Annotated in this window: 12 protein-coding genes; 3 read left to right on the forward strand and 9 right to left on the reverse strand. The window is 70.1% G+C overall.

Features of this window, described 5'->3' with window-relative positions; translation table 11 throughout:
- The 4 genes from VLG41_RS21970 to dctP all read right to left on the reverse strand — a co-directional run.
- A partial coding sequence (locus VLG41_RS21970) for a hydroxymethylglutaryl-CoA reductase, degradative (RefSeq protein ID WP_325351508.1) occupies nt 1–1257 on the reverse strand: 1257 nt, incomplete at its 3' end.
- Nucleotides 1258–1285: 28 nt separating this feature from the next.
- Nucleotides 1286–2602, reverse strand: a complete 1317-nt coding sequence (locus VLG41_RS21975) for a TRAP transporter large permease subunit (protein ID WP_325351509.1) — start codon at nt 2600–2602, stop codon at nt 1286–1288.
- A complete protein-coding gene (locus tag VLG41_RS21980) occupies nt 2599–3123 on the reverse strand; it encodes a TRAP transporter small permease subunit (RefSeq protein ID WP_325351510.1) in 525 nt (174 codons plus the stop codon). The genes VLG41_RS21975 and VLG41_RS21980 overlap by 4 nt, the downstream gene beginning before the upstream one ends.
- Nucleotides 3124–3193: 70 nt before the next feature.
- Nucleotides 3194–4240, reverse strand: coding sequence for a TRAP transporter substrate-binding protein DctP (gene dctP, locus VLG41_RS21985; protein WP_325351511.1), 1047 nt, complete (start codon nt 4238–4240; stop codon nt 3194–3196).
- Between the two features lie 204 nt (nt 4241–4444).
- On the opposite strand from dctP, the gene VLG41_RS21990 reads away from it, so the two are divergent.
- Nucleotides 4445–5824, forward strand: coding sequence for a PLP-dependent aminotransferase family protein (locus VLG41_RS21990; RefSeq protein ID WP_325351512.1), 1380 nt, complete (start codon nt 4445–4447; stop codon nt 5822–5824).
- A gap of 6 nt (nt 5825–5830) precedes the next feature.
- Here VLG41_RS21990 and VLG41_RS21995 read toward each other — a convergent pair whose 3' ends face one another.
- Nucleotides 5831–6592, reverse strand: a complete 762-nt coding sequence (locus tag VLG41_RS21995; RefSeq protein ID WP_325351513.1) for a DsbC family protein — start codon at nt 6590–6592, stop codon at nt 5831–5833.
- A gap of 159 nt (nt 6593–6751) precedes the next feature.
- Here VLG41_RS21995 and VLG41_RS22000 point away from each other — a divergent pair, with 159 nt between their 5' ends.
- Nucleotides 6752–8248, forward strand: coding sequence for an undecaprenyl-phosphate glucose phosphotransferase (locus VLG41_RS22000; protein WP_325351514.1), 1497 nt, complete (start codon nt 6752–6754; stop codon nt 8246–8248).
- Nucleotides 8248–9525, forward strand: a complete 1278-nt coding sequence (gene epsL / locus VLG41_RS22005; protein WP_325351515.1) for an XrtB/PEP-CTERM-associated polysaccharide biosynthesis outer membrane protein EpsL — start codon at nt 8248–8250, stop codon at nt 9523–9525. The genes VLG41_RS22000 and epsL overlap by 1 nt, the downstream gene beginning before the upstream one ends.
- Here epsL and VLG41_RS22010 read toward each other — a convergent pair whose 3' ends face one another.
- The 4 genes from VLG41_RS22010 to VLG41_RS22025 are packed head-to-tail and all read right to left on the reverse strand — an operon-like array spanning nt 9526 to nt 13417.
- On the reverse strand, nt 9526–10344 hold the full coding sequence (locus VLG41_RS22010; RefSeq protein ID WP_325351516.1) for a DUF3047 domain-containing protein: 819 nt from the start codon (nt 10342–10344) through the stop codon (nt 9526–9528).
- A 7-nt stretch (nt 10345–10351) separates the two neighbouring features.
- Complete coding sequence (locus tag VLG41_RS22015; RefSeq protein ID WP_325351517.1) at nt 10352–11002, reverse strand: hypothetical protein; 651 nt, start codon at nt 11000–11002, stop codon at nt 10352–10354.
- Nucleotides 11002–11844 (reverse strand): ankyrin repeat domain-containing protein, encoded by an 843-nt coding sequence (locus VLG41_RS22020; RefSeq protein WP_325351518.1) that lies wholly within the window; start codon nt 11842–11844, stop codon nt 11002–11004. The genes VLG41_RS22015 and VLG41_RS22020 overlap by 1 nt, the downstream gene beginning before the upstream one ends.
- The gene (locus VLG41_RS22025; RefSeq protein ID WP_325351519.1) at nt 11831–13417 is read right to left on the reverse strand and encodes a putative porin; all 1587 of its coding nucleotides are present in this window, start codon (nt 13415–13417) and stop codon (nt 11831–11833) included. Before VLG41_RS22025 ends, VLG41_RS22020 begins: the two co-directional genes overlap by 14 nt.
- Nucleotides 13418–13447 lie beyond the last annotated feature (30 nt).

Below are 13447 nucleotides of genomic sequence, written 5' to 3' on the forward strand. Positions count from 1 at the left end.
CAACACCCCCTCCGCCACATCCATCCTCACCGCCCCCCGCTCGACCAGCACCCGGGCCACCGCCTCGATCTCGTCTCCCACCGCCCCGGCCATCATCGCGATGTTCTGCGCGTGCAGCGCCATGTGGCCCTTCTGGATGCCGGTGGTGGCGAGCGCCTTCATCGCCGAGAAGTTCTGCGCCAGGCCCACGGCCGCGATGATGCGCGCCAGTTCCTCGGCCGACTGCACGCCCAACACCTTGAGCGAGAGTTTGGCCGTGGGGTGCAGCTTGGTGGCGCCACCCACCAGGCCCACGGCCATGGGCAACTCGATGCTACCGGCCAGGTCGCCGTCGGCCGTCACCTCCCAATGCGTGAGGCTGGCGTAGCGGCCGTTGCGCGCCGCGTAGGCGTGGGCGCCGGCTTCCACCGCGCGCGTGTCGTTGCCGGTGGCCAGCACCACGGCGCTGATGCCGTTCATGATGCCCTTGTTGTGCGTGGCGGCGCGGTAGGGGTCGGCGTCGGCGAAGTGGTAGGCCGAGAGCATGCCGTCGCGCACCTCGGCGCCGCCAATGGCCGCCAGCGGCCACACGCAGCGCGCGCGCGCCAGGCGCCGGTCGGCCAGGTTGGAGAGGATGCGCAGGTTCGTGCGCCCCCCCGTCCAGGCCGCGATGCGCGGCGCAAGCTTCTCAGCCATGGTATTGACCGCGTTCGCGCCCATGGCGTCGCGCGTATCCACCACGATGTGCGTGATCACCATGGCGCCACCGCGCGTCTCCAGCACGCGCACCTCCAGCTCGCGAAACCCCCCGCCGAGCTTGAGCAGCACCGGGTCGCAGTCGTCGCAGATGGCCTGCACCTCGGCCTGGCGCTCCAGGATGCGCAGGCGCGCGGCCTGCGGGTCGCTCACGTGCGTGAGCTGGATCTGGGCAATCATGCGCGTGCCCGACATGGAGGTGACGAAGCCGCCCGCGTCGTAGCACTGGCGCGCGGCGTTGCACACCGCGGCCACCACCGACGACTCCTCGGTGGCCATCGGGATGAGCCGGTCGCGGCCGTCAATGCGCATGTTCGTCGCCACGCCCACCGGAATGTTCATGGTGCCAATCACGTTCTCGATGAGGTGATCGGCCAAATCGGCGGGCAGGTTGCCCGTGTTCAGCAGGTGCGCACGCTCGGCTTCGCTCAGGCCGGCAAAGCGCGCCACGGCGTCGATGCGCTCGGGAATGGGCAGTTTGTGGAAGCCGCCGATGCGGCTGCTCTGGTCGGAGGTGCTCATGGAAGGTCTCGCAACGGATGGAAGGAATTCAGCGCGCGGCCATCAGGCGCGGCAGCCAGGTGATGAGATCGGGGAAAGCGGCGCAGACCAGCAGGCCCACGAACTGCAGGGCGAAGAAGGGCAAGATGCCGCGGTACACGTGTCCCATGTCCAGGTGCTTGGGCAAGGTGCCCTTGATGTAGAACAGCGTGTAGCCGAAGGGCGGGCTGATGTAGCCCATCTGGATCGTGATGGCGTAGAGCACGCCGAACCAGATCTCGTCGAAGCCCAGCAGGCGCACGATGGGCAGGAACACCGGCACCGTGAGCAGGATGATCCCCAGCTCGTCGAGCACGGTGCCCAGGAACACGAGCAGCAGCATCATGGCGCCCAGCACCACCCAGCGATTCACCTCCAGCCCCTTGATGAACTCCAGCAGCGTGTCGGCACCGCCCAGGCCGGTGAAGATGGCCACGTAGGCCTTCGCGCCGATGGTGATCCACAGGATCATGGAGGTGGCCTTGAGCGCGTCCACGCCGGCCTCGCGCAGCATGGGCAGGCGCAGGCGGCGCTTGAGCAGCGCGGGCACCATGGCACCGGCCACGCCCACGGAGGCCGACTCGGTTGGCGTGGCCACGCCGAAGAAGATCGAGCCCAGGATCAGCACGATCAGCATCGACGGGAAGATCAGCGCCTTGAGCGCCAGCAGCTTCTCGCGCAGCGGCGCGCGGCGCGCGCCCGGGTCCAACGGCACCCACTCAGGCTTGAGCCAGCCGACCACCACGATGTAGGCGATGTACAGCACGGCCAGGATGAGGCCCGGCACGATGCCCGCGATCAGCATCTGCCCGATCGACACCTGCGCCGTGACCGCGTACACGATGGTCAGCACCGACGGCGGGATGAGGATGCCCAGCGTGCCCGACGCACAGATGGTGCCCAGCGCGAGCTGCGGGTTGTAGCCGCGGCGCAGCATTTCGGGCAGTGCGAGGATGCCCATGGCGGTGACGGCCGCGCCGACCACGCCGGTCATGGCCGCCATCACCACGCAGATGATCACCGTGCCGATGGCCAGGCCGCCGCGCAGGCGGCCGAACCACAGCTCCATGGCGCGGTACAGGTCCTCGATCACGCCCGAGCGCTGCAGGATGCAGGCCATCAGGATGAACAGCGGAATGGCCAGCAGCGCCTCCGACTTCATGGTGTCGAAGATCTGCAGCACCAGCACGATGACCGCGTTGGGCTCCCACAGCGTCACCGTGAACAGCAGCGACAGGCCGCCCAGCACGAAGGCGATGGGCAGGCCGCTGAGCATGAACAGCGTGAGGCTGCCGAACATCAGCAGCAGGATCGTGTTGGAGCTCATGCCTGGGCCCCTTCGCCCGCCTCGCCGGCTTCACCGAAGAGCGCGCGCGCGAACTCCACCAGCGCCTGCAAGAGCATCAGCAGCAACGCCAACGGCACGGCGGCCTTCACGGGCCACACCGGCGGGTTCCAGGCCGAGAAGCTGGTCTCGCGGTACTCGAAGGCACTGATCGCGGCGGGCAGGCTGTAGATCAACAGGATGCCGCAAAAGACCACGATCACGGGGTAGTTCACCAGGTCGAGGCGGCGCGTCCAGGCGGCGCTCAGCCGCTGGCGCAGCAGGTCCAGCGCCACGTGGCCCTTGAGGTGCAGCAGCCAGGGACCACCGAACAGGAAATACGGGCCGAACAGCAGCACGGCCAGCTCCATGCCCCACACCGTGGGCGCATTGAAGAAGTAGCGCATCACCACCTCGTAGAGCATCACGGGCACGACGATGGCCATGAGCCACACCGTGAGCTGGAACAGCCAGCGGTTGAACGTGGTGATCGCGCGCGCGATCGCGGACAGCCAGAGGGGCATGCCGACACTCCTCAAATCGAACGGGAAGGCCCGGCCCGCCGCGCAGGCGAACCGGGCGCTTCAACGGGGCTCAGCCCAGCAGGCCCAGCTCTTTCATGAACGCGACCTGGCTGTCCAGGATGCGCGTGGCCAGGGCGTCGCCCTTGGTGGCGGTGCGCCAGGCTTCCATGGCCTTGGGCCGTGCGGCGGCGACGTCGGTGGGGCTGAAGCGGATGACTTCGCAGCCCTTGGCCGCGTACTTCCCGAGCACGGCCGCGTCGTTCACCAGGATGTTCTGGCGCAGCGCGCCCGAGACCTCGCGCGCGGCCACCACCAGCGCGGCCTTGTACTCGGCCGGCAGGCGCTCGTGGGCGCCGCGGTTGGCCACGTAGGCCGTGGCCGTGGTGGGCTGGTGAAAGCCCGGCACGATCACGAACTTGGCCACCTCGGCCAGGCCGGCCTCGAAGTTGGCGGTCAGGTCGCCGCGATCGGCCATGTCCACCACGCCCTTGTCGAGCGCCGAGTACACCTCGCCCGTGGGCAGCGGCGTGACGGACACCCCCATCGCGCCCATCACCGTGGAGGCCAGGCCGACGAAGCGGCCCTTCTTGCCCGCCAGGTCGGCGATCTTGCGGATCGGTACCTTGGAGTGCAGCGGCTCCTGGCCATACACCGTGGGCGCGATGTAGTGCAGGCCGGCCGGCGCATAGGCCTGGCGCACCAGGTCCAGGCCGCCGCGCTCGTGGAACCAGGCCTCGTACTCGTCGCTCTCGGCGAAGCCGAAGGGAATGGTGCTGGTGAAGGCGAACGCGGGAATCTTGCCGGCCTCGTAGCCGTCGAAGGTCTTCATCAGTTCGAAAGCGCCGCCGCGCACGGCGTCGAAGGCCTGGGCCGCGGGCACGATCTGGCCGGCCGCGAACAGGTTGATCTTGAAGCGCCCGCCGGTGAGTTCGCCCACGCGGGCCACGAAGCGTTCCTCGAACTTCTGCGGAGTGGTGCCGCCGTCCCACAGCGCCTGCATGCGCCAGGTGACGGCCGGCGACTGCGCGTGCACGGCCAGCGGCGCCGCGGTGGCGGCCACCGCCACGCCGGCGAGAGAGGTTTTCAGGAGGCCGCGTCGCTTGATCGCGTCTTTCATGTGATGTCTCCGATCGGTTGGTCGTCCCGCCGTGGCTGGCGGTGCTCTGGTGCGCGTACCTGGCCACGCCGGGCCATGCGGGTCACGCTGCGGAAAAGTCTATAGACAGCGGGCATTGGTCACAGGTACAGTTTGGACACAGTTCAATGAACTGTACCCATCGCTGCATAGGTACGGTTTCTCTTTCTCCACAGGACCCCCTGCGTGGACACCAAGGTCGAATCCCTGGCCAACCGCCTCGCCAAAGCCATCGAACAGGGCAGCCTGCCGCCGGGCAGCCGCCTGCGCTCGGTGCGCGACGCGGCGGCCAAGGACGGCCTGGGCGTGAACACGGTGGTGGAGGCCTACAACCGCCTCGTCGCGCGCGGCTACGTCGAGGCCCGGCCCGGCTCGGGCTACTTCGTGCGCCGCCTCGCCGGCACGCGCTCGCACGCGGCACCGGCCCACGTCACCGAGGCGGTGGACGTGGTCTCGCTGCTGCGCGAGCAGCTCGAACAGCACTACGAGGTGCGCGTGGGCGACGGGCGCCCGCCCGCGTCGTGGATGGAGGGGTCCGAGCTGGGCCGCCACCTGCGCGGCGCCGGCAGCAGCGGGCTCTCGCAGATCGACCACGGCTACGGCACGCCCTGGGGCTACCTGCCCCTGCGCGAAACCGTCGCGCGCCTGCTGGGCGAGCGCACCCTGCCCGTGAGCCCGCGCCAGGTGCTGCTCACGCAGGGCGCCAACCACGCGCTCGATCTCATCGTGCGCCACCTGCTCGAACCTGGCGACCACGCGCTGGTGGACTCGCCCGGCTACTACCCGCTGTTCGGCAAGCTCAAGCTGGCCAAGGTGAACATGCACGGCGTGCCGCGCCAGGCCGACGGGCCCGACCTCGATGCGCTGCAGCGCCTGCTCAAGGCGCACCGGCCCAAGGTGTTCTTCACGCAGTCGCTGGCGCACAACCCCACGGGCGGCTCCATCAGCCTGCCCAAGGCGCACAAGCTGCTGCAACTCATCACCGAGCACGACTGCCTGGTGGTGGAGGACGACCCCTTCGCCGACCTGCTGCCGGCGGGCGCGCCGCGCCTGGCCGCGCTCGACCAGCTCGAGCGCGTGATCTACGTCAGCAGCTTCTCCAAGACCCTCTCGGCCGGCCTGCGCGTGGGCTACATCGCGGGCGCGGCGCACCACATCACCGCGCTGTGCGACCTCAAGATGGTGACCGTGGTCTCCACCTCCGACTTCGTCGAGCGCGTGGTGCACCAGCTCATCTCCGGCGGGCAGTACCGCCGCCACCTCAACCGCCTGAAGGCGCGGCTGGACGAGGTGCATGAGCCCGCCATCAAGGCGCTGCGCCGCGCGGGCGCCACGGTGCACCCGGCCACGCCGGGGGGCTACTACCTCTGGGTGGAACTGCCCGAGGGCCTGGCGGAGCTGGAGCTCGCGCGGCGCGCCGCCGCGCAGGGCATCTTCCTGGCACCGGGCTCGGTGTTCCACCCCGACCGCCACGCCGCGTGCGCGGCCATGCGCGTGAACGTGGCCTACGCCACCGACCCGCGCTTCCTGCGGTTCCTGCAGGCGCAGATCAAGGCGCTGCGCTGAGCGCGTTCACGCCCCTTTCAGCGCCGCCTCGATCACGTCCAGCCCCACCGCGCCATCGAGGCGCGTCCCCTGCGCCGTGAACAGCGTGGGCGTGCCCTGCACGCGGAATTTTTCGGCCAGCGCCATGTTGCGCTCCAGCGCCTCGACGCCGCAGCCCGTGGCGCCATTGCCGGGCACTTCCTGGTCGGCCATCGCCGCTTCCCAGGCGATCGGTCGCGACGGCGCGCACCAGATGCGTTCGTTCAAGGCGCGCGACTCGGGCCCCAGGTAGGAGATCGGAAAGGTGTGCACCGTCAGATCGGTGGCGTCCTTCAGCGTCACGTGCAGGCGCTTGCAGAAGCCGCAGCGCGGGTCCTCGAAGCTCACCAGCACGCGGCCCGCCACGGCCCGGCCGCGCTGGATGGTGATCGCGTCGGCCAGGTCCAGCTCGGCCAGGCGCAACGTCGGCGTGCTCGCCACCACGTACTCGGCCTGGCGCTGCGCCGTGAGCGAACGCCGGTTGGCGATGTCGATGATGTGGCCGTCGATCAGGTGCTCGCCCGCGGCGTCGATGTAGAACACCTTGTCCTTCACGATCACCTCGTGCAGGCCCGGCAAGGGGCCCGCGCCGAAGAACTGCACCGTGGCGCCCGTGAGCCGCTCCACGATGGCCGTCAGGGCCGCCTCGTCGCGCACCGGGCGTGCGCCCACCGCCTGCGCCAGCGCGGGCCCTGCCCCGCCCAGGCCGGCCAGCAAGGCCAGCCGCTTGAGTCCTTCACGTCGTTCCATGCCCGGCATATCGCGCACCGTCTTTCATCCACCAAAGGGCGCCCAGCATGGCCGCATCGCGTGACGGTTTGCCGACAGCCTGAGGGCCGCGCCGCACATGGTCCGAACGGACCACCACCGCCCCCCGCCGCACCCGCAACAAGCCTGCAGCGCGTCGATTTGTCACACAAGGGCCGCACACTGGGCCGCTTCTGCGACCGCTGCCACACCGCCTCTTTCCAGCGCCTGCCCGTCGTGATCGACATCAGCTCACTCGCCTCCAACAGCTCCCCGCGCGTGGCCGGCGCCACGGGCGCGACGGCGCGCGGCAGCCTGCTCAACCTGCTGGAGATCTCGCTCAGCCCGGTCATCGGCGTGGCCGTGCTCTGGGTGCTGGCGCGCGTGCTGGATGGCGGCATCCACCCCGAGTACTTCCTGCTCGCCGTGGTGGTGTTCGCCATGACCTTCCCCGGCCCCTCGCGTCTCACGGGTTCGGTGCGGCTGCTGCTGCTGGACGTGCTGCTGAGCTGGGGCACCACCTTCGGCCTGCTGCTCGCAGCCGGCTGGACCACCGGCTACGTGCGCCTGTTCCCCGACGAGCTCATCGCCTGGTGGATGGGCCTGGTGCCTGCCATCGATCTGGTGGCCTGGCTGGGCCTGCGCGCCACCGCGCCCACGCTGGTGCGTCTGCAGGGCCGCCCCGTGCGCGCCCTGGTGGCGGGCATGAACCCCCAGGGCCTGCAACTCGCGCACAGCCTGCAGGACGCGCGCTTCCACAACTTCGAGCTCGTGGGCTTCGTGGACGACCGCTCGCGCGAGCGCCTGCCCGAGGACAGGCGATTCCCTCTGCTGGGGCGCTTCGAGTCCCTGGGCGAGGTGCTGCGCCAGCAGCGCATCGACCACGTCTACATCTCGCTGCCCATGGCCTCGCAGCCGCGCATCCTCAAGATCCTGGACGACCTGAAGGACACCACGGCCTCCATCTACTTCGTGCCCGACCTGTTCGTCACCGACCTGATCCAGAGCAAGCCCACGGTGCTGTGCGGCGTACCCGTCATCTCGGTGTGCGACACGCCCTTCCAGGGCATCAGCGGCGGGCTCAAGCGCGGCAGCGACATCGTGCTGGCCTCGCTCCTGCTGGTGCTGCTGGCGCCGGTGCTCATCGCCATCGCCGTCCTGGTCAAGGCCACCTCGCCCGGTCCGGTCATCTTCAAGCAGCGCCGCTACGGCCAGTCGGGCGAGCAGATCGTGGTCTACAAATTCCGCTCGATGACCGTGGCCGAGGACGGCGCGCAGGTCACGCAGGCGCGCCGCAACGACCAGCGCATCACCCCCCTGGGCGCCGTGCTGCGGCGCACCTCGCTGGACGAGCTGCCCCAGTTCATCAACGTGCTGCAGGGGCGCATGAGCATCGTCGGCCCGCGCCCGCACGCCGTGGCGCACAACGAGCTGTACCGCAAGCTCATCAAGGGCTACATGGTGCGGCACAAGGTCAAGCCGGGCATCACGGGCTGGGCGCAGGTCAACGGCTACCGCGGCGAGACCGACACGCTGGAGAAGATGGAAGGCCGCATCGCGCTGGACCTGGACTACCTGCGCAACTGGTCGCTCAAGCTCGACCTGCTGATCATCCTGAAGACCATCCGCTTGGTCTTCAAGGACCAGCAAGCGTACTGATGGCACACCCCCGCCGCGCTTCGCGCGTCCCCCTCAAGGGGGCGAGACCGACCGACCGGCAAAGCCGGATCGGTGGTCTCTCTCGGCTGGGCATCGGCGCTGGTGCCGCCCTGGCGTGCCTCGCCGCGCCTCTGGCGCTCGCACAAGACGACGGCCTGAGCCTCTCCGCCGCGTACCGCGTGCAGCGCGACAACAACCTCTTTCGCCTGGCCGACGGCGTGGACCCGCGCTTCGCGCTCGGCCAACCCAGCGCGGCCGAGACGGTGCACATCCGCTCCGTGGGCCTGCGCTACGCGCGCGACTTCAGCCTGCAGCGCCTGGAGGCCGACATCGGCCTCGTCGACTACGCCTACGACACCTTCGACCAGCTCGACCTGCTGGCGCGCAACCACGACCTGCGCTGGCGCTGGGCCATCACGCCCGACCTCACCGGCACGGTGAGAACGCAGCGCGACGAAAGCGTCAACAGCTTCGAGGACACCAGCGCGCTCACCAACGGCAACCGCCGCCTGCGCCGCTTTCAGAGCGTGGACGCCAACTGGCGCCTCGACGGCGCATGGACCGCGATCGCCGAGGCCCAGGAAGCCCGCAATGAAAACCAGCAGCCCTTGGTGGGCGAGGACAGCCAGATCCTGCGCAGCACCGGTGTGGGCCTGCGGCGCGAGACGCCCAAGGGCAGTTCCCTCACGCTGCGATGGCGCAGCGGCGAAGGCGAAACCATCGACCCGGACCGCCCACCGGCCGTGCTGCGCGACGACGACTTCCGCCAGGATGAATGGGCGCTTGACGCGCGCTGGCCGGTGACGGACAAGACCCGACTGGACGCCAACCTCGCGTGGGTCGACCGCCAACACCGCCGCGTGTCTGCGCGCGACTACGACGCCCTGAACTGGCGCGTCGCGGCGAACTGGACGCCCAGCGCCAAGACCGTGCTGCGCCTGAGCGCCAGCGAGGATTTCAGCAGCTACCAGACCAGCAACGCCAGCGTGACGCGCACCCGGCGCTGGAGCCTGGGAGGCACCTGGGTCCTCACCAGCAAGCTCAGCCTGCAAGGCAGCTGGGGCAGCGCCGACCGCGACTTCCAGCGCCCGCCCCCCGGCGCCCTGCCCGACCCGCGCAAGGACCGCACGCGCGAACGCCTGCTGAGCCTGCGTTGGGCCTTCATGCGGCAGGCCTCGCTGGACCTGACCTGGCAGGACAGCCGCCGACAGAGCAACGTGCCGAGCTGGCGCTACCGCAGCGAGCTCTGGCGCGTGGGGATCAGCGGGCGGTTCTGATCAAGGCCCCACGGGGCGCGCCACCTGCGTCGGCAACTCGGCCGGCCTGAGCACCAGTGGCCCGAACCAGGCCTCCACCGACTCGCCCGTGTTGTTCGAGTCCGTCATCAGCCCCAGGCCGGTGAGCCGGCCCGGCGCTTCGCCGAACACGGCCAGGTAGTCGGCGGCCACGTCGCGCTCGATGTCGTTCCAGCGGCCCGCGCCCTCCTCGCCCGACTGCACCACCAGCATGCGGATGCGGTCCGTGTGCGGGTTGGGGACCACGGTGCCCACCGGGTAGCGGTGGTCCCACACGTACATCAACGTGGCGTAGGGCATGGGCTCGCCGGTGATCAGTTGCACGATCTCCGACAGCCAGCGGTCGCGCGGGCGGAAGGCACCGCGGTCGCCATCGAAGGTAATGATCACGCGCACCACCGCATCGTCGATGTCGGCGTCGCGCAGATCGGCCTTGCCGTTGAGCTGCGGCACCAGCCAGGAGAACGCCAGGCGCAGCGAGGGATCCACCGGCTCGCCCAGCGGCAGGCGCAGGGTGCTGTTGCCCGCGCGGCTGTTCGCGTGCACCGCGGGCCGGCCTTCGCGCTCACCCACGCCGTAGCGCGTGGGGCGCGCCGAGCCGTAGCGCTGGTGACGCCAACCGGGCGTGGCGCCCAGCAAGCCCCAGTCGGACGCGCGCGCCCAGTTGGAGTCGGCCAGGGCCTGCTCCACGGTGGACGGGTCCTCGTCCGCTGGCAGCGCGGCGCAGCCCACGAGGGCGCACACCACGGCCAGCCAGGCGATGGATCGGGTCAGCAGGCGTTGGCGCGTGGGATCGAGCATGTCCTTCTCAGGGTGCCTTCGGGGGCGGAGGCTTGTGCTCGTCGAGTTTGTCGCGGTATGTTTGCAGAATGTTTTCAAGTTCGACGCGCTTGAGGCCTGTGAAGGCTTCCAGGCCGCTCGCCTTCACCCCCTCCTGGTGGGTGCGGCAGTCGTCGATGAGGGCGCGGCCCACCGAGTAGAGCCCGTCGCCGCGCGCAGCGCAGGCGGTCAGTTCGCTGTTGAGCGCCTGGCCCTGCGTGTTGAGCACGCGACCGCGCTCGGTGGCGACGGCCAGTTCCTTCTGCAACTGGGCCACCTGCGCCTGCAGCGTCTTCACCTGCCCTTCCAGCGCGGCCTTGTCGGTGCGCAGCGCATCGCGCTCGGCCGTGGTGGTGGACAACTCACGCGACAGTCGCTGCCCCCGCGCGGCCTCGCTGCGCGCCTGCTGCTGCAAGGCCTCGGCGTCGGCGGCCAGGCGCTGCCGCTCCTGATCGGCCGTGCTGAGCTGCTGTTGCAAGGTGCTCACTTCCTGGGCGGCGCGCTGCGCCTGCTGTTGCGCGCGGCGCAGGGCCTCGCGCTCGCGGCTGGCGCGTTTGTCGTCCTGCGCCAGGGCGCCGGTGCACAGGCTGGCCAGGGCCAGCAGCAGCACGGCACCGCGTTGCCAGTTCCAGTGGTTCATCAGAAATCCTCCGTGCGGTAAGGCGCGCTGGCTCGCAACGCGCGCTGCTGCTCGCTGGCGCGCGCGCCCGCCGTCAGCAGGCGCTGCGCCATCGCGGGCCGCTCTTCGCGCTCGGCCCAGTACAGCGGACTCAGGCCACTCGCGTCGATCGCGTTCGGGTCGGCGCCGTGCGCGAGCAGCGCATCGAGCAGCGCGGGCTGGTCGGTGTGGATGGCGATCACCAGCAGGCGGTCGCCCGCGCGATCGGCCGCGTCGGGCCGCGCGCCCGCCTGCAGCAGGGCACGGGCCACCCCCAGGTGGCGCAGGTGGGCCGCCTGCACCAGAGGCGGCGTGTCGCCATCGGCCGCGGCATCGGGCCGCGCACCGGCCTTGAGCAGCAGGCGCACCATGTGTTCGTGCCCGCGCACCACGGCGGCCGACAGCGGCGTCGCGCCCCGGTGGCCGCGACCGTCGGGTTCGGCACCGGCGCGCAGCAGCGCGCGCGCGTTTTCCAGGTCGCCGCTGCGCGCGGCCAACATCAGCGGCGTGCGGCCCAGCGCGTCGGTGGCGTTCGCCTGGGCGCCTTGCTTCAAGGCCTCGCGCAGGCGCGCGGCGTCGGCGGCTTCGGCGGCGGCCAGCAGTTCGGCGTCCAGCGGCGAGGCCAGGCGCGGCGCCAGCTCGCGCGCCGCGCGCTGCGCCTCGGCGTTGTCCAGTGGCGAGGTGAAGAAACGCGGCGTGTCCTGCGGCGCCAACCCGCCCTGTTCGATGCGCTCGCGCAGCGCGAGTCGCTCGGCGTCGGGCGCGGCGCAGCCAGTCAGCAGGGCCAGCAGCGCGGCGAATCCTGCGGCCTCAGAAGCGCGCATGGAAATTGACCTGGAAGGTGTTGATCGACAGCGGCAGGTTCGACACCTGGCTGCCCGTGCGGTGCGCCCCCCCGATCTCCCGGCTCGACAGCCAGCGCGCGCTCATCCAGGTGTTGCGGCTCAGGCCGTACTGTGCGCCGACGATGAAGCCCTTGCTGTTGGTGCCACCCAGGTGGAAGTCGGAATCGGTGAAGGCGTCGAGCACGGCATCGGCCTCCAGGTAGCGATAGGCCAGGGACAACTGCCAGTCGCCCTTGAGCAGCATCGTCGGCATGCCCACCGCCACGCGCAGCATGTAGCCCGTGTCCTGTTTGTCGAGGTCCAGGCCCGAGCGGGCGAACGCTTTTTCCCTGTCGAAACCGATGTTGCGCACATAGTCCGCGCTCACGATCAGATGCACCGGGTTGAACAGGGTGTAGTCCAAGGCCGCCGTGAGGTTGAGCAAGCGGTAGTCGGCCGCCAGGCCGAAGGGACCCGCGAAGTCGACGGGGCTGGACAGGTTGAAGAGCGAGTTGCCCTTCTGGCGGAAGGCGGGCTGCGTGGCGTCCCGGGTGAAGTCGCCCGCGTCGTTGCGCACGCCGCTGATGTTGCGGTAGTCGTACATCGCCAGGCCGACCTTGGCGCGCAGGTCGTTGCTGGGCACCCATTCCACACCGCCCTGCGCCGCCAGCAGGGATTTGCTGCGCGCTTCGTTGAACGACGAGCGCTCCAGGTTCTGCAGCGGGAACCAGCCCACCACGCCAAAAGGCCGCCACACGCGCGCGTTGGCCGCGGGGTCATCGAACTGCAGGGCCAGGCCGTCGAAGTTGAGGTCGTCGTCCCACACCAGGTCGGTGCTGAAGAAGGGGTTGGGGATGCGACCCGCCGTGGTGGTCATCCATGGCATGAAGTCCTGCGATCGTGCGCGCAGGTAGGCGCGGTCGAGCGCGAAGTTGTACTTGTTGCCGTAGCTACCCAGGGTCTGGTTGGTGGACACCGGGTCGTCGCTGCTGCCGGTGCTCATTCGCAGCGCGGCGGTGATGTCCTGCGTCACGCGCGCGGTCACGCCCAGGCGGGCGCGCACGCGCTCGCGGTTGCGGTCGATCAGGGTGTTGCCGATGTTCTGCCCTGCCGTCAGGAACACGAACTCTGGCGCGTTCGCCTCGTCGAACATGTCGCGCTGGTAGCCCACGCGGATCTCGCCGTCGAAGCGGAAGCGGTCCACCCACTCGGGCACCGCGTTCACGTCGCCCCAGCGCTCGGCCTTGGCCTGGGCCACCACCTCCTCGCGCACCTCGTTGGCGATCTGCTGGCGCACCGATTCGGGCACGTACTGGATGCGCACCGTGTTCTGCTCGGTCTTCTTCTGCTCGGCCACGGCGGCGCGCGCCTTGGCCTCGGCCTGGGCGATCAGGGCCTGTGCCTTGTCGGCCGGCAGCACGCCTTGCTGCACCAAAGCCTCGATGAGCTGCAGCGTGGTCTGGCGCAGCACCTCCAGGCTTTCGCGCTCGCTGGTCTGGGCCTGGGCGGCGCCGGTGGCCAGGGCGGCGGCCAGGGCGGTGGCGCGCAGGGCATGGGCGAAGGTGGGGTTCATGGGTCCGTCTCTTCAGAAGGTGGGGGGTCG

Origin of the sequence: Hydrogenophaga sp. (assembly GCF_035481345.1) — a bacterium.
Classification (GTDB): Bacteria; Pseudomonadota; Gammaproteobacteria; order Burkholderiales; family Burkholderiaceae_C; genus Hydrogenophaga.

What these genes read in the sequence shown, in the direction of transcription:
- VLG41_RS21975 (WP_325351509.1), bottom strand. Translation starts at nt 2,602, where the DNA reads ATGAGCTCCAACACGATCCTGCTGCTGATGTTCGGCAGCCTCACGCTG.
- VLG41_RS21980 (WP_325351510.1), bottom strand. Translation starts at nt 3,123, where the DNA reads ATGCCCCTCTGGCTGTCCGCGATCGCGCGCGCGATCACCACGTTCAAC.
- dctP (WP_325351511.1), bottom strand. Translation starts at nt 4,240, where the DNA reads ATGAAAGACGCGATCAAGCGACGCGGCCTCCTGAAAACCTCTCTCGCC.
- VLG41_RS21995 (WP_325351513.1), bottom strand. Translation starts at nt 6,592, where the DNA reads ATGGAACGACGTGAAGGACTCAAGCGGCTGGCCTTGCTGGCCGGCCTG.
- epsL (WP_325351515.1), top strand. Translation starts at nt 8,248, where the DNA reads ATGGCACACCCCCGCCGCGCTTCGCGCGTCCCCCTCAAGGGGGCGAGA.
- VLG41_RS22010 (WP_325351516.1), bottom strand. Translation starts at nt 10,344, where the DNA reads ATGCTCGATCCCACGCGCCAACGCCTGCTGACCCGATCCATCGCCTGG.
- VLG41_RS22015 (WP_325351517.1), bottom strand. Translation starts at nt 11,002, where the DNA reads ATGAACCACTGGAACTGGCAACGCGGTGCCGTGCTGCTGCTGGCCCTG.
- VLG41_RS22020 (WP_325351518.1), bottom strand. Translation starts at nt 11,844, where the DNA reads ATGCGCGCTTCTGAGGCCGCAGGATTCGCCGCGCTGCTGGCCCTGCTG.
- VLG41_RS22025 (WP_325351519.1), bottom strand. Translation starts at nt 13,417, where the DNA reads ATGAACCCCACCTTCGCCCATGCCCTGCGCGCCACCGCCCTGGCCGCC.